Genomic DNA, 20,969 nt, shown 5'->3' on the forward strand with positions numbered 1-20,969 from the left:
CGAGGCCGCGCTCCAGCTGCCCACCGACGTGCTGTTGAAGCCCGACGCCTCCGCACGGCCACCCACCGCCGTGCCGTAGTCGCCGGACGCATTGGCCAGGCCGCCGAACGCCGAGGACTCGGTGCCGCTGGCCGCACTGCCCGCGCCTGCCGCGGTCGCGTTGTCGGCGGTCGCCTGGGCGCCCGCGCCGTAGGCGGCGGCGCCGTCTCCGTCCGCCACCGCACCGGCACCGGCTGCGATCGCGCCTTCGCCGGCGACACTGGCGTCGTCGCTGCCGTCGTCGGCGCCATCGGCCTTGAAGTAGCGGTCGGTGTGCTCCGCCACCTCGGCAACCGCATCGATCTCACCGGCGACCGCGTTCACCTGCCCGACCGTGGCCGCGTCGCTGTCGGCGATGCCGTCGCTGACATTGGTGATGCGGCGCGTGGCCGGGCCCACCGTGCCGGAACCACCGCCATTGCCGACCGACAGCACGCCGGCTTCGGTCGCGCGGGCACCGTAACCCAGCGCCACGCTGCCGGCCGCGGCCGGGCTCGCATACGCGTTGAAGCCGAGCGCGACCGCGCCTTCGGCATGCGCCTGCGCGCCTTGGCCGACTGCGCTGCTGCGCAGGCCCAGGGCCTGGGTCGAACTGCCCAGCGCGGTCGACGCCGAGCCCGAGGCCAGCGCGTTGGAACCGGCGGCGGTCGCGTTGGACTGCAGCGCGCGCGCGTTGTTGCCCAGTGCGGTGGCGTTGGCGTGCGTGGCGCGCGCGGCGTTGCCGAGCGCGGTGGAGCCGGCGCCGCTGGCGACCGCGCCTTCACCGCAGGCCAGCGCACCGGTCGCGGTGGCCGAGGCCGAACCGCACACTTCGGCCTTGGCGTCCTTGGCCGGAGGTTCCGCCTTGCCCGCGTGCGCCGGCGGCTTGCCGTTGGCCTGGCCCTTCGGCGCAGGCCCCTGGGCGACCGCGGCGCCGGCCAGCGCCAGCGCGGCAGTCACCACGGCGGCCTGCAGCAGCCTGGCGCCCTTGCCCTTGCCCTTGGCCCTGGCCAGTTCCGACGCGACGCTGACCTGACCGGTGGACTGGTTCCAGACCTTGGAATAGATGCGGTTCATCGAATTGGCCCCTTGTTGATGGATATGGCAACGGAAACCCGGCGCTGCGCGAGCGCAGGCTCGCGGGTCGGGTGCATGCAGAGGTCAGGGGCGTGTCGCGGACGCAATGAGATTCGGCGGTGAGCCAGTCCTTGTGCGGGCCGATAGCGCTATTCCTGAACGCCCCTCGAATTGCTTGCAACTGGGACCGATACTCACCGCGACTGACAATTTTCGTCAAGTCTTTGGACGCATATCGTCATAACTTGACTCCGATTGACAGTAGAACCCCGCTTGAATCAGTGACTTGCGCCGGACCCAAGGCAAGGAGCGTGATGTTTCTCACAAATCTCCCTCTCCTGAATGGAAAAGGAACCGTTTTTGCAGGCGCAGACAGCCCGTGCCCCGGCGGGACCGGCAGGCTGACTGGCGTCGAAGTGGAAGAGGCCCGCCTACGCCCGCGCTGCGATGCAGCAGCCGCGGGCGCAACGATGCCGGCCGTCAGGGGACGCCTGCGGCCGGTACTCCCGGCAGGTGCCGGGCGGTGACGGGGCGCCGCGCGATCCGCGGCGCGTGGCGGGTCAGCCGAGGTGGACCCGCGCGTTGCGGAACATGCGCAGCCAGGGCGAGGCGTCCGGCCACTGCGTCGGCGCCCAGCTGAAGTTGAGGCTGCGCAGGGTGCGCTCGGGGTGCGGCATGAGGATCGTCGCGCGCCCGTCGCGGCTGGTCAGGCCGGCGATGGCGTCGGTCGAGCCGTTGGGATTGGCTGGATAGGTCGTCGCCGCACCGCCGTCGCCTTCGACGTAGCGCAGCGCCACCGCGGCGGCCGCCCGGTCGGCGGCATCGTCGAACACCGCGCGCCCTTCGCCATGGGCCACGACCACCGGGATGCGCGAACCGGCCATGCCCGCCAGGAACAGCGACGGCGATTCGACCACTTCCAGCAGGCCCAGGCGCCCCTCGAACTGTTCGCTGCGGTTGCGCAGGAAGCGCGGCCAATGCCCCGCGCCGGGAATGATCGCGCGCAGCTGCGACATCATCTGGCAGCCGTTGCACACGCCCAGCGAGAACGTGCTGCCGCGCGCGAAGAACGCTGCGAACTGTTCGCGCAGCGCCTCGCGCTCGAGGATCGAGGTGGCCCAGCCGCGGCCCGCACCGAGCACGTCGCCGTAGCTGAAGCCGCCGCAGGCCACCAGGCCGTCGAAGCCTTCGAGCGAGGCGCGGCCGGCGATGAGGTCGCTCATGTGCACATCGACCGCGGTGAAGCCTGCGCGGTCGAATCCCAGCGCCATCTCCACGTGGCTGTTGACGCCCTGCTCGCGCAGGACCGCCACGCGCGGCCGCGCGCCGGTACCGATGTAAGGCGCGGCCACGTCTTCGGACGGATCGAAGCTCAGACCCGGCTGCAGACCGGGCGCATCGAAACGGCGCGCCGCCGCGCGCTCCTCGTCGGCGCAGTCGGGGTTGTCGCGCAGGCGCTGCATGGCGTGGGTGACCGACCACCATGCGTCGAACAGTTCCTCCCAGCGCCACTCCGCCAGCGCCTGCTCGCCGTGCAGCACGCGGATGCGGCCGCTCGAGGTCGGGCGCGCGATGCGCTGGGCGCATTCGATCAGGCCATGGCGTTCGACCAGGTCGGCGAACTCGGCCCGGTGCTCGCTGGCGATCTGCACCACCGCGCCGAGTTCCTCGGCGAACAGGGTGCGGAACGCATCCTCCGCGCGATCCTCGCCCCAGCCGTCCAGGTCGATGTCCAGGCCCTTGTGCGAGCAGAACGCCATCTCGCACAGGGCGGCGAAGGTGCCGCCGTCGGAGCGGTCGTGGTAGGCGCGCAGCAGTCCTGCCTCGCGCGCGTCGCGGACCAGTTCGAAGAACGCGCGCAGGCGTGCCGGATCGTCCAGGTCCGGGCAGGCGCCGCCGAAGGCGTCGTAGCACTGCGCCAGGATCGAACCGCCGAGGCGCTGCTTGCCGGCCCCCAGGCCGATCAGCCACAGCTCGCTGTCGATGCCATCCTCGATCAGCGGGGTGAGCTGGCGGGTGACGTCGGGCACCGGCGCGAACGCGGTGACGATCAGCGACACCGGCGAGACCGACTTGTGCGGCTGCGCGGCGCCGTCGGCGCCCGGCGCGTTCCACTGCACCTGCATCGACAGCGAGTCCTTGCCGACGGGGATGCTCAGGCCCAGTTCCGGACACAGCTCCATGCCGACGGCGTGCACCGCGTCGAACAGGCTGGCGTCCTCGCCCGGATGGCCGGCCGCGGCCATCCAGTTGGCCGACAGCTTGACCTGCTCCAGCGCATCCACCGGCGCGGCGCAGAGGTTGGTGATCGCCTCGCCCACGGCCATGCGCGCGGCGGCGGCGGCATCGATCAGCGCCAGTGGCGTGCGCTCGCCGATCGCCATCGCCTCGCCCGCCACGCCGTCGTAGCCGGCCAGGGTGAGCGCGCAGTCGGCCACCGGCACCTGCCAGGGACCGACCAGCTGGTCGCGCGCGGTCAGGCCGCCCACCGCACGGTCGCCGATGGTGACCAGGAACTGCTTGGACGCGACGGTGGGATGTGCGAGCACGCGCAGGCCAGCCTCGTGCAGGTCGACGACGGTGGTGTTCAGGCCGCGCCAGCGCACCGGCGCCGGACGCTGCGCATCGCGATGCATCTTCGGCGCCTTGCCGAACAGGACATCCATCGGCAGGTCGATGGGGTGAGGACCACCCGCTTGCGCGGCACTGCCGCGCGGGTGGTCCGAACGCCCGGCGTGCTGCGCCGGGCCGGGGCTGCCTTCCTGCGCGGCACTGCCGCGCGGGTGGTCCGAACGCCCGGCGTGCTGCGCCGGATCGGATGACACATCCGCGTCGTCGCCCCCCGGCGGCGCGTCGAGCACGCCGTAACCCACCGTCAGGTGCTGCTCGGCCGTGGCCACGCCCACGGCCGCGAACGGGCAGCGTTCGCGCTCGCACAGCGCCGCGAACTCGGCCAGGCGCGCCTGCGGCACGCCCAGCACGTAGCGCTCCTGCGATTCGTTGCACCACAGCTGCATCGGCGAGAGCGAGGGATCGTCGCTGGGCACGCGGCCGAGGTCGATCACGCCACCGACGTTCGAGTCGTGCAGCAGCTCGGGGATCGCGTTGGACAGGCCGCCCGCGCCGACGTCGTGGATCGAGACGATCGGGTTGGCCTCGCCCAGCGCCACGCAGCCGTCGATCACTTCCTGGCAGCGGCGCTCCATCTCCGGGTTCTCGCGCTGTACCGAGGCGAAGTCGAGATCCTCGGCGCTCTCGCCCGATGCCACCGAACTGGCGGCGCCGCCGCCCAGGCCGATCAGCATCGCCGGACCGCCCAGCACGACCACCGCGTCGCCGGGCTGCAGGTTGCGCTTGGCCACCATCGGCCGGTCGATCGCGCCCAGGCCGCCGGCAAGCATGATCGGTTTGTCGTAGGCGCGCGCCGGCTCGCCGTCGTGCTGCAGCTCGAAGCTGCGGAAATAGCCCAGCAGGTTCGGCCGCCCGAACTCGTTGTTGAACGCGGCGCCCCCCAGCGGGCCGTCGAGCATGATCTCCAGCGCCGGCGCCATGCGCGGATTGAGCGCGCGCTCGCGCTCCCAGGGCTGCGGCAACGTCGGGATGCGCAGGTGCGAGACGCTGAAGCCGGTCAGGCCGGCCTTGGGCTTGCCGCCGCGGCCGGTGGCGCCCTCGTCGCGGATCTCGCCACCGGCGCCGGTGCTGGCGCCGGAGAACGGCGAGATGGCGGTCGGATGGTTGTGGGTCTCGACCTTGATGCAGAAGGCGCTCTCGGCCTGCGCCTCGCTGCGGTACTCGCGGCTGGCCGGGTCGGGCCGGAAGCGGCTGGCGGGATAGCCGGCCACCACCGCCGCATTGTCGCTGTAGGCCGACAGCGTGTGCTGCGGCGTGCGCGCGTGGGTGTTGCGGATCATCCCGAACAGCGATCGCGGCTGCTCCTCGCCGTCCACCGTCCACGACGCGTTGAAGATCTTGTGCCGGCAGTGCTCGGAGTTGGCCTGCGCGAACATCATCAGCTCGACGTCGGACGGGTCCCGGCCGAGCGCGGCATAGCGCTCGCGCAGGTACTCGATCTCGTCCGCGGCCAGGGCGAGGCCGAGGCGGGCGTTGGCTTCCTCCAGCCCTGCCAGCGCCACCCGTTCCACGCTTCCGCGCGCGGGCGTGGCGAACAGCCCCGCCGCCGCCTCGTGCGAGGCCAGCAGCGACTGGGTCATCGGATCGTGCAGCAGCCGCGACAGGGCCGCCTGGGCGGCAGCATCCGCCGGCCAGCCCGCCAGGTCGATCCGGGTGCCCCGCTCCACGCGCCGCACCGGCTGGCGCGCGCCCCGCAGGATCTCGCTGGCCTTGCTGGCCCAGGGCGAGATCGTGCCCAGCCGCGGCGCGACGTAGCGCGAGACCGCGCCCGCGGCGAGGGGCGCCTGGCCGTCCCCTGCCTCCAGCACGCGCCGCAGCACGGCCGGGTCCGGGGTCGCGCCGGGTTCGGGATCGATCCAGTACACGTGCCAGGCGCCGAGCAGGCGGACGCCGGGCGCAACGGATTGGAGGCGGAGCTCAAGCCGTTCGCGGCGGAACGGCGACAGGGCCGGGAGGCCCTCGAGGACGATCATGTCCGGGAGAACACCTGGGAGCGGGCCGCCTATTGTAAGCGGCTTCGGTCCCGCTGGCCGGGTCGCCGGGCGGCTCCCCGCGCCGCACCCCGGCGCCCGGGCGCCGCCGCCTCAGCCGCCCGCCGCGTCCGGCTGCACGGCGTCCATTTCCTGCAGCGCCGACAGCAGGGCGTCGGGCGGCAGGTAGCCGGGCATCGAAACGCCGCTGGCGGTCACGATCATCGGGGTGCCGGTCAGGCCCACGCGCTGGCCGAGCTCGTAGTGGCGCGCGACCGGGTTCTCGCAGGTGGCCTGGGGCACGTTGCGGCCCTCCTTGGCGTCGGTGAGCGCCTTGCGGCGGTCCTTGGCGCACCAGACCGAGACCATCAGGCGGTAATCCGGGGTATCGATCCCCATCCGCGGGAACGCCAGGTACTCCACCGCGATCCCGCGCTTGTTGTACTCGGCGATGTCCTGGTGCAGGCGGCGGCAGTAGCCGCATTCCACGTCGGTGAACACGCTCACGGTGTACCTGGGCGAGGCTGGCGCGAACACGATGCGCTCGCTGGCGGGGACCGCGGCCAGCAGGCGACGCCGCACCTCGGCCACGCCGGCCTGGCTCAGGTCGCGCTTGGCCTTGATGTCGAACAGGCTGCCCTGCAGCAGGTACTTGCCGTCGTCGCTGACGTACAGCGCCTGGCCGCCGACGATCACCTCCTGGAAGCCCGCCAGCGGCGAAGCGGAGATCGCGTCGATGCGGATGTCGGGATTGATCGACTCGATCGCCTGGCGTGCGCGGTCTTCCGGCGTGCCGGGCTGCGTCTGGATCTGCTCGACCGGCTCGGCGGCCGTCGCGTCCGCCGCGTCGCCGGCATCGGTAGGTGCCTGCGCACAGGCGGACAGGCTGGCGGCGCAGAGGGCGGAGAGCAGCAGGCTTCGCATCGGGGACATGGTCGTGCGCGGTGCGCGATCGCGGAAAGGCGCGATTGTCGCACGCCCGCGCGGGCGCGCCCGGACCCGCGGGGGCGCCGGTGCGGGCCCGTTCAAGCGCGCACCGGAGTCCGCTGCCGGCCGCTCAGGGCGAACCCAGCGCCTGCGCGTGGACGCCTGCCACCGCGCGACCGGACGGGTCGGCCATCGCCGCGAAGCTCGCGTCCCAGGCGATCGCCGCGGGCGAGGAGCAGGCGATCGACTTGCCGCCGGGCACCGTCTCCGCGCAGGCCGCGCCGGGATAGAACTGCTCGAACAGCGTGCGGTAGTGGTAGGCCTCCTTGGTCTGCGGCGGATTGACCGGGAACCGGCGATCGGCGGCGGCCAGTTCGCGATCGCTGACCTGGCCTTCCGCGTGCGCCTTGAGCCCGTCGATCCAGCCGTAGCCCACGCCGTCGCTGAACTGTTCCTTCTGGCGCCACAGGATCGACTCGGGCAGGTAGCCGTCGAAGGCTTCGCGCAGCACGCCCTTCTCCATCCGCTGCGGGCCGGTGTCGCCACGGCGCACCATCTTGTGCGCGGCGTCCATGCGCATGGCCACGTCGAGGAACTCGCGATCCAGGAACGGAACCCGCGGCTCCACGCCCCAGGCCATCATCGACTTGTTGGCGCGCAGGCAGTCGTAGTTGTGCAGGGCGTCGAGCTTGCGCACCAGTTCCTCGTGGAATTCGCGCGCATCGGGCGCCTTGTGGAAGTACAGGTAGCCGCCGAAGATCTCGTCGCTGCCCTCGCCCGACAGCACCATCTTCACCCCCATCGCCTTGATCCGCCGCGCCAGCAGGTACATCGGCGTGGAGGCGCGGATGGTGGTGACGTCGTAGGTCTCGATGTGGCGCACCACTTCCGGCAGTGCGTCCAGCCCTTCCTGCAGGGTGTAGGTGAAGCCGTGGTGCACGGTGCCGAGCATCTTCGCGGCCACTTCCGCGGCGGCCAGGTCGGGCGACCCCTCCAGGCCGATGGCGAACGAATGCAGGCGAGGCCACCAGGCCTCGCTGGCATCGTCGTCCTCGATCCTGCGGCGCGCATAGCGCGCGGCCACCGCCGCGACCAGGGACGAGTCGAGCCCGCCCGAGAGCAGCACGCCGTAGGGCACGTCGGTCATCAGCTGGCGGTGCACCGCGGCCTCGAAGGCCTCGCGCAGTTCCTGCGCCGGCACCCGCACGCCCTCGACCGCGGCGTAGTCGCGCCACGGACGCTCGTAGTAGCGCTGCAGCTCGCCGCGCGCGCGGCCATCGTCGTCGACGGACCATTCGTACCAGTGCCCCGGCGGGAACTGCGCGACGTCGGCGCAGACCGGCGCCAGCGCCTTCATCTCCGAGGCCACGCACAGCCGCCCTTCGCGGTCGTGGCCCCAGTACAGCGGCACGACGCCGATGGGGTCGCGCGCGATCAGCACCCGCCGGCGCGCCGCGTCCCACAGGGCGAAGGCGAAGATGCCGTTGAGGCGGTTGAGGAACGAGGCCGGGGCATCCTCGCGGTACAGCGCGTTGATCACCTCGCAGTCCGAGCCGGTCTGGAAGGCGTAGTCCTCGCGCAGCTCGGCCTTGAGTTCGCGGTGGTTGTAGATCTCGCCGTTGACCGCCAGCACCTGGGCGCCATCGGCCGAGCGCAGCGGCTGGGAGCCGCCGGCCGGGTCGACGATCGCCAGGCGCTCGTGCACCAGGATCGCGCCCGCGTCGTGGTGGATGCCGCTCCAGTCGGGCCCGCGGTGGCGCTGGCGCTGGGACAGCTCGAGCGACTGCCGGCGCAGGGTCGCGACGTCGTCGCCGGGCTGCAGCCCGAAGATGCCGAAGATCGAACACATGGGAACAACGCTCCTGTGGGAGTAATGGCCGCGGCCCGGCCCGGAAACGAAAAAAGCCCGCATCCTGCGATGCGGGCTTTCGCGATCCGGGCGTTGCCCCGGGGAGGGGTTACGCCTGGCGGCAGCCCGCTGCGCGCGCACGATTGTTCGCCGCATCGGAATTGCGGTTGCGAACCTGCGCGTTGCGGACGGTCTGCGATGCCATGGGGCGAACGTAATCGAGCCCCCCGGGCTTTGCAACGGTTGCAGACACAACCGTCACCGGGGCGCCGGAATACTCCCGGGCGGGCTGGCCGGGCGCCGGCCGACCGCCAAGGGGCAGGAACCACGTGAACGACACCATGCAGCGGCTCTCGCGCACTTCCCAGATCATCGCGATGTTCGCGCGCTACCGGCGCGCGGGGATCATGACCGGCTTCGACCTGGGCGAGCTGCAGGAGGACGATCCTGCCGACGCCGATGCCGATGCGCTGGCCGAGCGCTTCGTGTCCGACCTCGAGGCGATGGGCCCGGCCTTCGTCAAGCTGGGCCAGGCGCTCTCCACCCGCCCCGACCTGGTGCCGGCGAGCTGGATCGCCGCGCTCGAGCGCATCCAGGACGACGCCACCCCGGCCCCGGTTGTGGATATCGAGGCGCTGCTCGAGGCCGAGCTGGGCGTGCGCGCCAGCAAGGTGTTCGCCGAGATCGACCCGCAGCCGATGGCCGCCGCCTCGCTCGCGCAGGTGCACCGCGCCGTGCTGCACGACGGGCGCGTGGTCGCGCTCAAGATCCAGCGCCCGGACGTGGCGACCACGGTCCGCAGCGACCTGGACGTGCTCGCCCGGCTGGCCGGCACGGCCGACGCGCTGACTGATGCCGGCCGCCGCCTGCGCCTGGCCGACTGGATCGCCGAGTTCCGCAAGGCCATGGTCAACGAACTCGACTACCGCATCGAGGCCGAGAACCTGGACCGCTTCGGCCGCCACCTGTCGGGCTACGAACTGCTGCGCGTGCCGGCGCCGCTGTGGGACTACGTCACGCCGCGGCTGCTGGTGATGGACTGGATCGACGGCATCAACGTCACCCGCATCACCGGACTGCGCCGCACCGAGCTCGACACGAAGCCGGTCACCCGCCAGCTGCTGTGCGCCTACCTCGACCAGGTGTTCGTCCACGGCGACATCCACGCCGACCCGCACCCGGGCAACGTGCTGCTGTGCCCGGACGGGCGCATCGCCCTGATCGACCTGGGCATGGTGGCGACCATCCCGCCGCGCCAGCGCGAGCACCTGCTCAAGCTGGTCTTCGCCGCCGTGGATGGTCGCGGCGAGGACGTGGCCCGCGAGCTGGTGGTGCTGGGTACGCGCCTGGAGGACTTCGACGAAGCCGCCTACGTGCGCGAGATCTCGCAGGTGGTGGCGCGCTACTCCGCCGCCACGCGCCGCGCTTCCGAGGGCCGGATGGTGCTCGACCTGGTGCGCCGCGCCACCGAGTGCGGATTGCGCACGCCGCCGGAGATCAGCCTGCTGGGCAAGACCCTGCTCAACCTCGAGCGCGTGGTCGACGCCCTGGCGCCGGAAGTCGATGTCCGCGAACAGATCGAATCGCACCTGCAGTCGCTGATGCGCGACCGCATGCGCAAGGCGTTCTCGCCCGCCAGCCTGGCGACCGAGGCGCTGGAGCTGCAGGAACTGGTGCGCGATGCGCCGCGCAAGCTCTCCGACACGCTGTCGCTGATGGCGGCCAACCGCATGCAGGTAAGGCTGGCCGGGCTGGACGATTCGCGGCTGATGGAGAACCTGCAGAAGATCGCCAACCGCATCGCCTCGGCGGTGGTGATCGCCGCCCTGCTGCTCTCGTCCACCCAGCTGATGCGGCTGGACGTGGGCCCGAGGATGCTGGGTTACCCGGCGCTGGCGGTGCTGATGTTCATCATCGCCGCGGTGCTGGGCCTGGTGCTGGTGATCAGCGCGCTGCGCTACGACCGCCGGGCGCGCCCGCAGGAACGTTCCGGTTCGGAGTAGCCGCGCGCCTCAGGACGAGGCGGGCAGCAGCCGCTCGACCAGTGCGAGGTACAGCCCCGGCAGCGCCTCAAGGTCGGCCACGCGCACGTGCTCGTCGACCTGGTGGATGCTGGCGTTGACCGGGCCGACCTCGATGCACTGCGCGCCCAGCGGCGCGATGAAGCGCGCATCGGAAGTGCCGCCACCGGTGCTTTCCTCGGGTGCCGCGCCGGAGAACCGCGCCAGCACCTCTCGCGCCGCGCTGCGCAGCCTGCCTTCGGGCGTATGGAACGGTTCACCGCTGCGATGCCAGCGCAGGGCGTAGTCGAGCCCGTGGCGATCGAGGATCGCCGCGACCTCGGCCTCCAGCGCCGGCGCATCCCAGTGCGGGTTGTAGCGCAGGTTGAACTGCACCTGCAGCTCGCCCGGGATGACGTTGGCCGCTCCGGTCCCGGCCTGGATGTTGGATACCTGCAGGCTGGTCGGCGGGAAGCTCTCGTATCCCTCGTCCCAGCGTCGCGACGCGAGTTCGGCCAGCGCCGGCGCGGCGAGGTGGATCGGATTGCGCGCCTTGTCCGGATAGGCCACGTGGCCCTGCACGCCGCGCACGACCAGCGTCGCCGACAGGCTGCCGCGGCGGCCGACGCGCAGCAGATCGCCCAGGCGCGCGATGGAGGACGGCTCGCCGGTGATGCACCAGTCGATGCGGGTGCCGCGCTCGCCGAACAGTCGCGCCACCCGGCGCACGCCGTCGATGGCGTCGCCTTCCTCGTCGGAGGTGAGCAGGAGGGCGACGGTGCCGGGGTGGTCGGGATGCGCGGCGACGAAACGCTCCAGCGCCACCACGAACGCCGCCACGCTGCCCTTCATGTCGGCCGCCCCGCGTCCGTACAGCAGGCCATCGCGCACCGCGGGCGCGAACGGATCGCTCGTCCAGGCCTCGCGCGGCCCCGGCGGCACCACGTCGGTGTGGCCGAGCAGGGCCAGCACCGGGCCGCCGCTGCCGTGCGTCGCCCAGAGGTTGTCGACCTCGCCGAACCGCAACGTCTCGATCTCGAACCCCGCGGCCGCCAGGCGACCCGCCACGAGCGCCTGGCAGCCGGCGTCGTCGGGCGTGACCGAAGGCCGGGCGATCAGATCACAGGCCAGCTCGAGCACCCCGCTGTGCGCTGCCGCCCCGGTCATGCGCCGATGCCGAAGCGCTTCTTGAAACCGTTGTCGGTGAACCCCTGGCTCGTCTCGCCATCGTCGGTCACCACCAGCGGCCGCTTGATCAGCTGCGGATGCTCGCGCAGCAGCAGCTTCCATTCCGCGTCGCTGGCCGCGCCCTTGCGGTTGTCCGGCAGCTGCCGCCACGTGGTCGAGGACTTGTTGACCATCGCCGGGAAGCCGCCCAGCCGGCCGGCCCACTCGACCAGGGTCTCGGGCGAGGGCTTGTTGTCGCGGTAGTCGACGAAGGTGTACGCCACCCCGAAGCGGTCGAGCCACCTGGTCGCCTTGCGGCAGGTATCGCAGTTCTTCAGTCCGTAGATCGTGGTCACGGCGCCCCCTCAGTCGGCCAGGCCGCGCAGCAGGTCGTTGACGCTGGTCTTGCTGCGGGTCTTTTCGTCGACCTGCTTGACGATCACCGCGCAGTACAGCGAGTGTGAACCGTCCTTCGCCGGCAGCTGGCCGGACACCACCACGCTGCCCGGCGGCACGTAGCCGTAGCTGACCTCGCCGGTCGCGCGGTTGTAGATGCGCGTGGACTGGCCGATGAACACGCCCATGCCGATCACGCTGTGGTGCCCGACCACCACGCCCTCGACGACTTCCGAACGCGCGCCGATGAAGCAGTGGTCCTCGATGATCGTGGGGCTGGCCTGCAGCGGCTCGAGCACGCCGCCGATACCGGCGCCGCCGGACAGGTGCACGTGGCGGCCGATCTGCGCGCAGGAGCCGACCGTGGCCCAGGTGTCGACCATCGTGCCCTCGCCGACGTAGGCGCCGATGTTGACGAAGCTCGGCATCAGCACCACGTCGCGGCCGAAATAGGTGCCCCGGCGCGCAACCGCGCCCGGCACGACGCGCACGCCCATCGCGCGGAAGCGTTCGGCATTGAAGCCGGCGAAACGCGCCTCGACCTTGTCCCAGAACGGGGCCGGCTGGGCCTCGATCACGGCCATGTCGTTGACGCGGAAATACAGCAGCACCGCCTTCTTCAGCCACTCGTGGACCTGCCAGCCGCCGTCCTCGCGCGGCTCGGCCACGCGCAGCACGCCGTTCTCCAGGCCCTGCATCGCCCTCTCGACCGCCGGCGCGATCAGGTCGCCGATCTCCTCGGCGCCGAGGGACGCGCGACGCTCCCAGGCGTCTTCGATGGTGCGCTGGATGCCGCTTGCCTGTGCCGCTGGGGTCATGCCTTGGTGTCTCCGTCGATGCCGGTCTGGAGCGCTTCGCACAGGGCGTCGCGCTGGATGTCGTCGAGTGGGCGGTCTTCCCGGTCGCTGACCAGGAACACGTCTTCGGCGCGCGCGCCGAAGGTGGCGATGCGCGCATCATGCACGCGGATGCGCTGCTGGCGCAGCACCTGGGCGATGTCGGCCAGCAGGCCGGGCCGGTCGGTGCACACCAGGCTCATCAGCGTGCGCCGGCCGTCGCCGGCCGTGTCGAAGTCGATCTGCGGCACCACCCGGAAATGGCGCAGGTGGCGCGGCTGCGCGCGCCGCGCCGGGCGTACGTCCAGCGACCCGGCCAGCACCGTGGCCAGCTTGCGCTCGATCGCGCCGATGTCCGGCGCCTGGCGCTGGTCGATCGACAGCACCTGGAAGGTATCGAAGATGGTCCGCTGCGGGCCATCCAGCGCGCGCGCCTGCTGGATGGCCAGGCCCAGGCGGTCGAGGGTGATGGCGATGGCGGCGAACAGGCCGTCGCGGTCGGGCGCGTGCACGAACACCTCCAGCGCATCGCCCGCGCCGGCCACGCGCCTCACCCGCACCACGGTCGCGCCAGGCGGAGTCTCGGCCAGCGCCATCGCCTGCCACACGATCTGGTCGGGCCGGGCGCGCAGGAAGCCGGTGTCGGGCATGCGCGCGAACAGCCCGTCGATGCCGTCCACGCCTTCGGCCACCAGCAGGCCGCGGGCCTTGTCGCGGGTCTCGGCGATGCGGTCGGCGGCGCCGACGCGATGCTCCAGCCCGCGCCGCAGCGCATAGCGGGTGGCCGTGCGCAGATCGGCCAGCAGGCGGTCCTTCCACGCGTTCCACAGCTGCGGCGAGGTCCCGGCGATGTCGGCGCAGGTGAGCAGGTACAGGTAGTCCAGGCGCTCGCGGTCGGCCACCTCGACGGCGAAGCGGTGGATCACCGCCGGATCGGAGATGTCCTGCTTCTGCGCGGTCACCGACATCAGCAGGTGCTTGAGCACCAGCCATTCCACCAGCGCGGTATCGCCGGCGCCGTAGCCGTGCGCCTCGCAGAACGCGCGCGCGTCGACCGCGCCGAGTTCGGAATGGTCGCCGCCGCGGCCCTTGGCGATGTCGTGGAACAGGCCGGCGACCAGCAACAGCTCGGGCTTTCTCAGCAGCGGCCAGACCTCGTGCGCCATCGAGAAGCGCTCGTCGGGGATGCCGGTGGAGAACGAGGCCAGGTTGCGCAGCACCGCCAGCGTGTGCTGGTCGACCGTGTAGACGTGGAACAGGTCGAACTGCATGCGCCCGGAGACGCGCGCGAAGGCCGGGATCCAGCGTCCCAGCACGCCCAGCCGCGCCATGCGCTCGAGCGTGCGCACCGGGCCGGGGCCGCGCAGCAGTTCGATGAAAGCCTCGCGCATCTCCGGGCCGGCCTGGTCGTAGGCGGGCAGCGCGTGCAGCGACTCGGCCAGCGCGCGCGCGGTGCGCGAATGCAGGCCCTTGGCCTCGGGATGCTCGGCCCACAGCGCGAACAGGGCGAGCACGCGCGACATGTCCCCACCCGGCCAGAACTCGTCGCGAGCGACGAGGTAGCCGCGCTTCATGGCGAATTCCGGATCCAGCGGCACTGCCTCGACGTCGCCTTCGATCTGCTCCTCGTAGCGCTGCAGCAGGCGCTCGCCGATGCGCAGCAGGATCGCGGCACTGCGGTAGAAGCCCTGCATCATCTGCTCGACGGCGGCGTTGTCCGCGTCCTCGATGTGCTGCAGGCGCGCGGCCAGGGTCTTCTGGTAGTCGAAGCGCAGCCGCTCCTCGCGCTTGCCGGCGACCAGGTGCAGCCCATAGCGCAGGCGCGAGAGCACGCGCCACTCGCGTTCGATCGCGGCGTACTCGTCCAGCCCCAGGTGCCCGAGCGGGATCAGCGACTCGATGTCGCGCACGCCGAACACGCGCCGCGCCATCCAGCGCAGGGTGTGGATGTCGCGCAGGCCGCCCGGGCCTTCCTTGATGTTGGGTTCGAGGTTGTCCGCGGTGTCGCCGAAGCGCGCATGGCGCTGGCGCAGCTCCTCGCGCTTGGCGGCGAAGAACCCGGCCGCCGGCCACACCCGGTCGACCGAGACGGCCTCCTCCAGGCGCGCGGCCATCTCCGGCGAAGCGACCAGGGGCCGCGCCTCGATCAGCGAGGTCATCACGGTGAGGTCGGCGGCGGCGGCGCGGGTGCATTCGGCCAGCGTGCGTACCGCGTGGCCCACCGGCAGGCCGGCGTCCCACAGCAGGGCGAACAGGCGCGAGAGGCTGGCGGTGTCGGCCTCGCAGGCCTCGTCGCCGACCAGCACCAGCAGGTCGATGTCCGAGCGCGGGAACAGTTCGCCGCGGCCATAGCCGCCGATCGCGAACAGGGTCAGCGGCGCGTCGGCCGGGATACTGCGCGACCAGGCCTGGCGGACCAGCCCATCGACCGCGATCACCCGCGCCATGAGCAGGCGTTCCATGTCCTCGCCGGCGTCGAAGCGCGCGGCGAAACCCGCGTCCTGGCGACGCAGCTGCTCGGCCGCCTGCGCGGCCCAGGCCGCGTCGTCGTCGCCGGTCTGCGAGGACACTCCCTCAGCCACGGCCACCGGCTCCGGACGATCGGCCGGGCGCGCGGGCGGCGCGGGACGGGGAAGCGCGCATCGGCCTAGAGGTCGTTGTCGTCGCCGGGCAGGCGGGTCAGGATTTCCACGCCGTCCTGCGTGACCACCACGGTGTGCTCCCACTGCGCGGAGAGCTTGCGGTCCTTGGTCACCACCGTCCAGCCATCAGGCAGCAGGCGGGTAAAGCGCGTGCCCTCGTTGATCATCGGCTCGATGGTGAAGGTCATGCCCGGCTGCAGGACCACGCCCTCGCCCGGCCGGCCGTAGTGCAGGACCTGCGGATCCTCGTGGTAGACCTTGCCGATGCCGTGGCCGCAGTACTCGCGCACCACGCTGAAGCGCTCGCCTTCGGCGTATTCCTGGATGGCATGGCCGATGTCGCCGAGGGTGGCGCCGGGGCGGACCACGCGGATGCCGCGGAACAGCGCCTCGCGCGTGGTCTCCACCAGGCGGCGGGCCATCACCGAGGGGGTGCCCACGTAGTACATGCGGCTGGTGTCGCCGTGCCAGCCGTCCTTGATGACGGTGACGTCGATATTGATGATGTCGCCATCCTTGAGCACCTTGGCCCCGTTCGGGATGCCGTGGCAGATGACGTTGTTGGCCGAGATGCAGGTGGTCTTGGGATAGCCCTTGTAGCCGAGGTTGGCCGGCACCGCCTTCTGCACGTTGACGATGTGGTCGTGGCAGATGCGGTCGAGCTCGTCGGTGCTGACGCCGGGCTTCACGTGGGCCGCGACGACCTGCAGCACCTCGGCCGCCAGGCGGCCGGCCACGCGCATCTTCTCGATCTCGTCGGGGGTCTTGATGGAGATGGTCATGCGGCCATTATCGCCGAGCGCGGCCCGCTCTGCCGGGCCCAGGCAGGCGCGCCCTGCCGCGACCGTGCCCGCCGGGCCGTGGCGGCCCGCTGCCCGCCACGGCCCGGTCCGGCCGGTTTGCCTGCCGGGCCGCGGCCGGCTATCATTCCGCGGCTGAGCCCGGCCCTTGCGCCGGCCCAGCCGCCCACGCCGGGCGTCGCGTCCCGAGGGACGCAGGCGAATACACACCCGCTGCAACCCCCCGTGCCGGGGTGCCTCGCGAGAGGTTCGGCCACGGAGGCAGCGGGGAGGCCCAACCCCGGAACCACGCGCCCCGCCCCGTGCGGGCGCACCGCCCATCCTATCGCCGTGGCGGCCGGTTCCACTGCCTGGAGTTCAAGCAATGCCCCAGATCACCATGCGCCAGATGCTGGAAGCCGGCGTCCATTTCGGCCACCAGACCCGCTACTGGAACCCGAAGATGGCCCCGTACATCTTCGGCGCCCGCGGCAAGATCCACATCATCAACCTCGAGAAGACGGTTCCGCTGTTCAACGACGCGATGAACTTCATCTCGGGCATCGCCCAGAAGCGCGGCATCGTGCTGTTCGTCGGCACCAAGCGCAGCGCGCGCGACGCGGTGAAGGAAGAGGCCGAGCGTTGCGGCATGCCGTACATGACCCAGCGCTGGCTGGGCGGCACGCTGACCAACTTCCGCACCGTCAAGCAGTCGGTGTCGCGCCTGAAGGAGCTGGAAGCGGCCGAGACCGACGGCACCTTCGACAAACTGGTCAAGCACGAAGTGCTGGGCCTGCGCCGCGAGCGCGAGAAGCTGGAAGCCTCGCTGGGCGGCCTGAAGGACCTCAACCGCCTGCCCGACGCGCTGTTCGTGATCGACATCGGCCATGAGGACATCGCGGTCAAGGAAGCCAAGAAGCTGGGCATCCCGGTCATCGCCGTGGTCGACACCAACTACGACCCGGCCCTGGTCGACTACGCCATCCCGGGCAACGACGACGCCATCCGCGCCGTGCAGCTGTACGCCAACGCCGCCGCCGACGCGGTGCTGGAAGGCAAGGCCGCCGCGCCGAACGCCGCCAACGTCCGCGAGGAAGAGTTCGCCGACGGCGAAGGCAAGCCCGCACGCCGCGCGCCGAAGAAGGACGCGCCCGCCGGCGAGGCCGCCGCGGCCGGGTAATCGCGCCGCAATGCAGCCGCGGCATCCTGCCGCGGTTGCGTTCCCGGGCCCACGGCCCCATCCAATGCCGTGACGAATTCCCACGGCGGGCCTTCCCCGCCCGTCCGTTTTTCTTCGAATCGAGGTCCCCGATGGAAATCACCGCTTCCCTGGTCAAGGAACTGCGCGAGCGTACCGGCGCCGGCATGATGGAGTGCAAGAAGGCGCTCACCGAGAGCAACGGCGACATCGACGCCGCAGCCGAGGCCCTGCGCAAGTCCGGCCTGGCCAAGGCCGACAAGAAGGCCAGCCGCGTTGCCGCCGAAGGCCGCATCGTCAGCGCCCAGGACGGCGGCAAGGCCGTGCTGGTCGAGGTCAACTCCGAGACCGACTTCGTCGCCAACGACGAGAACTTCAAGGGCTTCGCCGAGGCCGTCGCCCAGGCCGCGCTGGCGGCCGGCGCCGCCGATGCCGAGGCCCTGAAGGCCGCGAAGCTGGCCTCCGGCGAAACCGTCGAGGAAGCCCGCGCCGCCGTCATCGCCAAGGTCGGCGAGAACGTGCAGGTCCGCCGCGTCGCCGCCATCGACACCGCCAACACCGTGGCCGCCTACGTCCACGGCGGCAAGATCGGCGTGCTGGTCGAGCTCAAGGGCGGCGATGCCGACCTGGCCCGCGGCCTGGCCATGCACGTGGCCGCGATGAACCCGCCGCACAACAAGCAGAGCGACGTGCCGGCCGACTTCATCGCCAAGGAGAAGGAAATCGAGCTGGCCAAGATGTCGGACAAGGATCGCGCCAAGCCGGCCGAGATCCTCGAGAAGATCATCGGCGGCAAGATCGCCAAGATCGTCAACGAGGTCAGCCTGTACGGCCAGCCCTACGTGCTCGACACCGACAAGTCGGTCGAGGCGGTGCTCAAGGCCGCCGGCGCCGAAGTCGTCGGCTTCCAGCGCCTGGCCGTCGGCGAGGGCATCGAGAAGGTGGTCGAGGACTACGCCGCCGAGGTGATGAAGCAGGCCGGCCTAGCCTGAGCCGCGCCGTCGCTGCCACGGAGAAGCCGCGGGAGACCGCGGCTTCTTCCGTTTCCGCACAACATTTCCGGCATCGCCCGCTCAGGAATCCGCGAACATGCCGATACCGGTTCCGGATCTCCCCGTTCAGGCCGCGATGCACCCCGAACTCCAGGCCGAGCTTGGCCACTGCCGCAACCTGCCCTCGCCGCCGGCGATCGCGTTGCGCATCATCGACCTGGCCCAGCAGCCGGACGCGGACCTCGACGCCACCGCCGGGCTCATCGCCCAGGACAGCGCGCTCAGCGCGCGCATGCTGCGCATCGCCAATTCTCCGCTGTACGCCAACCGCCGCCAGGTTGCCACGCTCGGCCAGGCACTGACCCTGCTCGGCCTCAACGCCACCCTGAGCCTGGCCCTGGGGCTGTCGCTCAGCCGAACCCTGCGCGACGGCCAGTCCCGCGACGCGCAGGCGCTGCTGTGGCGGCGCAGCGCGCTGGCCGCGATGGCCGCCCGGCTGCTGGGCACGGAACTGGGCATCGCGCGGCTGGAAGAACTGATGCTGGCCGGGCTGCTGCAGGACATCGGCGCCCTGGCCCTGCTGCAGGTCCGGCCCGAGGCCTACCGCGAACTGCTGGCCGCGGCGGGCGATGCCCAGGACCGCCTGCGACGCGAGCGCGAGTCGCTGGGCGCCGACCATGCCGAGATCGGCGCCTGGATCGCGGGGCAGTGGAACCTGCCCCCCTACCTGGCGCAATCGATCCGCGCCAGCGAGGCGCCAGCGGGTGACGGCAACTGCTTCCACGACTGCGTGGCCGTGTCCGGGCTGGTGGCCGATATCTGGCTGGCCGGCGACGAGGACCGCGCAGCCGCGGCGCGCCTGCGCGCGCTTGCCGCCGCGCGCGACCGGCTGGGCCTCGACCAGGCCCGGTTCGACGCGCTGGTCACGCGCATGTCCGACGCCCTGCCCGACATCGCCGCCCTGTTCGACGTCCACATCGTGCAGGCGGCGCACCTGGACGGTATCGTCGAACAGGCCCGCGAACTGATGCTGCTGCGCAGCCTGCGCGAGATCCAGGGCGCCATCCAGGCGCGCAGCCAGGCCGAGGCGGCCGAGGCGCGCGCCCGCGAACTCGAGGAACTGGCGCTGCGCGATCCGCTGACCGGCATGTACAACCGGCTCCAGCTGGAAGAGGTGCTCGAACGCGAGTTCAAGGTCTCGGTCGAGTCGGACCGGCCGCTGACCCTGGTCTTCATCGACCTGGACGATTTCAAGCAGGTTAACGATCGCCACGGCCATCTGGTCGGCGACCAGGTACTGGGCGAGTTCGCCCGCGTGCTGTCGCGCCTGCTGCGCAGCGCCGACCTGATCGCCCGCTACGGCGGCGAGGAATTCCTGGTCGTGCTCGGCCAGACCGGCGCGGACGCCGCGCTGGCGGTGATCCAGCGCATCCTCGACGAAATCGCACGCACGCCGATGGCGATCGTGGACGGCATCCCGCTGTACATGACCTTCTCGGCCGGCCTGGCGACGCACGGCGAACACGAGCGCTTCGACAGCGCGCGCGACCTGCTCAACGCCGCCGATCAGGCCCTCTACGGCGCCAAGCGCGAGGGCCGGAACCGGGTCGCGACCCGGGATCCGGTGCCCCCGGGCGGCGGCTGAACCCGGGCGCCCCCTTTGCCGGGGCCAGCCTCGCCGCCCGCCCGGGCGGGGCGCAGCGACCGCGCCACCCACGATCCGCTAGAATCTCCGCGCTTTCCTCCACGCCGGAATCCCCCATGTCGCAACTCGCCTATCGCCGCGTCCTGCTCAAGCTGTCCGGCGAGGCGCTGATGGGCGACGAGGATTACGGCATCGACCCCAAGGTGATCGGCCGCCTCGCGCGCGAGGTCATCGAGGCCCAGCAGGCCGGGGCCGAGGTCGGCGTGGTCATCGGCGGCGGCAACATCTTCCGCGGCGCGGGCCTGGCGGCCGGCGGCATGGACCGGGTGACCGGCGACCAGATGGGCATGCTGGCCACGGTGATCAACGCCCTGGCGATGCAGGACGCGCTGGAAAAGCTCGGCGGCAAGGTCCGGGTGATGAGCGCGATCAAGATCAACGACGTCTGCGAGGACTACATCCGCAGGCGCGCGATCCGGCACCTGGAGAAGGGCCGGATCGCGATCTTCGCCGCCGGCACCGGCAATCCCTTCTTCACCACCGATTCGGGCGCCGCGCTGCGCGCCATCGAGATCGGCGCCGACCTGCTGCTCAAGGCCACCAAGGTCGACGGCGTCTACGACCGCGACCCGAAGAAGCACCCCGACGCCGTGCGCTACGACAGCCTGGGCTACGACGAGGTCATCTCCCGCGACCTGCAGGTGATGGATACCGCCGCGTTCGCCCTGTGTCGCGACAGCGACCTGCCGCTGCGCATCTTCGACATGTCCCAGCCCGGCGTGCTGTTGCGGATCCTCAGGGGCGAGCCGATCGGCACCCTGGTGCACGGCCGCCGCTGAGCC

General features: G+C 71.5%; 14 protein-coding genes. 5 read left to right on the forward strand and 9 right to left on the reverse strand.

Annotated features, from left to right (window positions below; translation table 11 throughout):
* The 4 genes from ACFQ2D_RS16805 to asnB all read right to left on the reverse strand — a co-directional run.
* On the reverse strand, nt 1-1,095 hold a 1,095-nt coding region (locus ACFQ2D_RS16805), incomplete at its 3' end, for an ESPR-type extended signal peptide-containing protein (RefSeq protein ID WP_386795713.1).
* Between the two features lie 560 nt (nt 1,096-1,655).
* Nucleotides 1,656-5,699 carry a phosphoribosylformylglycinamidine synthase gene (gene purL / locus ACFQ2D_RS16810; RefSeq protein ID WP_280943757.1) on the reverse strand — a complete coding sequence of 1,348 codons (4,044 nt, stop codon included), beginning with the start codon at nt 5,697-5,699 and terminating at the stop codon, nt 1,656-1,658.
* 111 nt (nt 5,700-5,810) lie between these two features.
* Nucleotides 5,811-6,620 carry a DsbC family protein gene (locus ACFQ2D_RS16815; protein WP_280943778.1) on the reverse strand — a complete coding sequence of 270 codons (810 nt, stop codon included), beginning with the start codon at nt 6,618-6,620 and terminating at the stop codon, nt 5,811-5,813.
* 133 nt (nt 6,621-6,753) lie between these two features.
* Complete coding sequence (asnB, locus tag ACFQ2D_RS16820; RefSeq protein ID WP_280943758.1) at nt 6,754-8,472, reverse strand: asparagine synthase B; 1,719 nt, start codon at nt 8,470-8,472, stop codon at nt 6,754-6,756.
* A 341-nt stretch (nt 8,473-8,813) separates the two neighbouring features.
* On the opposite strand from asnB, the gene ACFQ2D_RS16825 reads away from it, so the two are divergent.
* Nucleotides 8,814-10,475, forward strand: a complete 1,662-nt coding sequence (locus tag ACFQ2D_RS16825; protein ID WP_342457142.1) for an ABC1 kinase family protein — start codon at nt 8,814-8,816, stop codon at nt 10,473-10,475.
* Nucleotides 10,476-10,484: 9 nt separating this feature from the next.
* On the opposite strand, the gene dapE is transcribed toward ACFQ2D_RS16825, so the two are convergent.
* Genes dapE through map form a run of 5 tightly spaced genes read right to left on the reverse strand, consistent with a single transcriptional unit; the run spans nt 10,485 to nt 16,295 of the window.
* Nucleotides 10,485-11,639 carry a succinyl-diaminopimelate desuccinylase gene (gene dapE, locus ACFQ2D_RS16830; protein ID WP_280943760.1) on the reverse strand — a complete coding sequence of 385 codons (1,155 nt, stop codon included), beginning with the start codon at nt 11,637-11,639 and terminating at the stop codon, nt 10,485-10,487.
* Nucleotides 11,636-11,995 (reverse strand): Spx/MgsR family RNA polymerase-binding regulatory protein, encoded by a 360-nt coding sequence (locus ACFQ2D_RS16835; RefSeq protein ID WP_280943761.1) that lies wholly within the window; start codon nt 11,993-11,995, stop codon nt 11,636-11,638. The genes dapE and ACFQ2D_RS16835 overlap by 4 nt, the downstream gene beginning before the upstream one ends.
* 9 nt (nt 11,996-12,004) lie before the next feature.
* Entirely contained in the window at nt 12,005-12,895 is an 891-nt protein-coding gene (gene dapD, locus ACFQ2D_RS16840; protein WP_386795714.1) for a 2,3,4,5-tetrahydropyridine-2,6-dicarboxylate N-succinyltransferase, read from the reverse strand.
* Entirely contained in the window at nt 12,850-15,459 is a 2,610-nt protein-coding gene (gene glnD, locus ACFQ2D_RS16845; RefSeq protein WP_386795715.1) for a [protein-PII] uridylyltransferase, read from the reverse strand. Before glnD ends, dapD begins: the two co-directional genes overlap by 46 nt.
* A gap of 59 nt (nt 15,460-15,518) precedes the next feature.
* Complete coding sequence (gene map, locus ACFQ2D_RS16850; protein ID WP_280943764.1) at nt 15,519-16,295, reverse strand: type I methionyl aminopeptidase; 777 nt, start codon at nt 16,293-16,295, stop codon at nt 15,519-15,521.
* A 382-nt stretch (nt 16,296-16,677) separates the two neighbouring features.
* On the opposite strand from map, the gene rpsB reads away from it, so the two are divergent.
* From rpsB to pyrH, 4 genes are all read left to right on the forward strand, one after another.
* Nucleotides 16,678-17,472 (forward strand): 30S ribosomal protein S2, encoded by a 795-nt coding sequence (gene rpsB / locus ACFQ2D_RS16855; protein WP_280943765.1) that lies wholly within the window; start codon nt 16,678-16,680, stop codon nt 17,470-17,472.
* A 131-nt stretch (nt 17,473-17,603) separates the two neighbouring features.
* Entirely contained in the window at nt 17,604-18,482 is an 879-nt protein-coding gene (gene tsf, locus ACFQ2D_RS16860; RefSeq protein WP_280943766.1) for a translation elongation factor Ts, read from the forward strand.
* 136 nt (nt 18,483-18,618) lie between these two features.
* Nucleotides 18,619-20,127: a GGDEF domain-containing protein gene (locus ACFQ2D_RS16865; RefSeq protein ID WP_280943767.1), complete on the forward strand. Its 1,509-nt coding sequence runs from the start codon at nt 18,619-18,621 to the stop codon at nt 20,125-20,127.
* A 116-nt stretch (nt 20,128-20,243) separates the two neighbouring features.
* Nucleotides 20,244-20,966, forward strand: coding sequence for a UMP kinase (gene pyrH / locus ACFQ2D_RS16870; protein WP_280943768.1), 723 nt, complete (start codon nt 20,244-20,246; stop codon nt 20,964-20,966).
* Nucleotides 20,967-20,969: the final 3 nt, after the last annotated feature.

The organism is Luteimonas composti, from assembly GCF_042678665.1.
GTDB lineage: Bacteria > Pseudomonadota > Gammaproteobacteria > Xanthomonadales > Xanthomonadaceae > Luteimonas > Luteimonas composti.

What these genes read in the sequence shown, in the direction of transcription:
- map (WP_280943764.1), bottom strand. Translation starts at nt 16,295, where the DNA reads ATGACCATCTCCATCAAGACCCCCGACGAGATCGAGAAGATGCGCGTG.
- rpsB (WP_280943765.1), top strand. Translation starts at nt 16,678, where the DNA reads ATGCCCCAGATCACCATGCGCCAGATGCTGGAAGCCGGCGTCCATTTC.
- purL (WP_280943757.1), bottom strand. Translation starts at nt 5,699, where the DNA reads ATGATCGTCCTCGAGGGCCTCCCGGCCCTGTCGCCGTTCCGCCGCGAA.
- asnB (WP_280943758.1), bottom strand. Translation starts at nt 8,472, where the DNA reads ATGTGTTCGATCTTCGGCATCTTCGGGCTGCAGCCCGGCGACGACGTC.
- pyrH (WP_280943768.1), top strand. Translation starts at nt 20,244, where the DNA reads ATGTCGCAACTCGCCTATCGCCGCGTCCTGCTCAAGCTGTCCGGCGAG.
- dapE (WP_280943760.1), bottom strand. Translation starts at nt 11,639, where the DNA reads ATGACCGGGGCGGCAGCGCACAGCGGGGTGCTCGAGCTGGCCTGTGAT.
- ACFQ2D_RS16815 (WP_280943778.1), bottom strand. Translation starts at nt 6,620, where the DNA reads ATGCGAAGCCTGCTGCTCTCCGCCCTCTGCGCCGCCAGCCTGTCCGCC.
- tsf (WP_280943766.1), top strand. Translation starts at nt 17,604, where the DNA reads ATGGAAATCACCGCTTCCCTGGTCAAGGAACTGCGCGAGCGTACCGGC.
- ACFQ2D_RS16825 (WP_342457142.1), top strand. Translation starts at nt 8,814, where the DNA reads ATGCAGCGGCTCTCGCGCACTTCCCAGATCATCGCGATGTTCGCGCGC.
- ACFQ2D_RS16865 (WP_280943767.1), top strand. Translation starts at nt 18,619, where the DNA reads ATGCACCCCGAACTCCAGGCCGAGCTTGGCCACTGCCGCAACCTGCCC.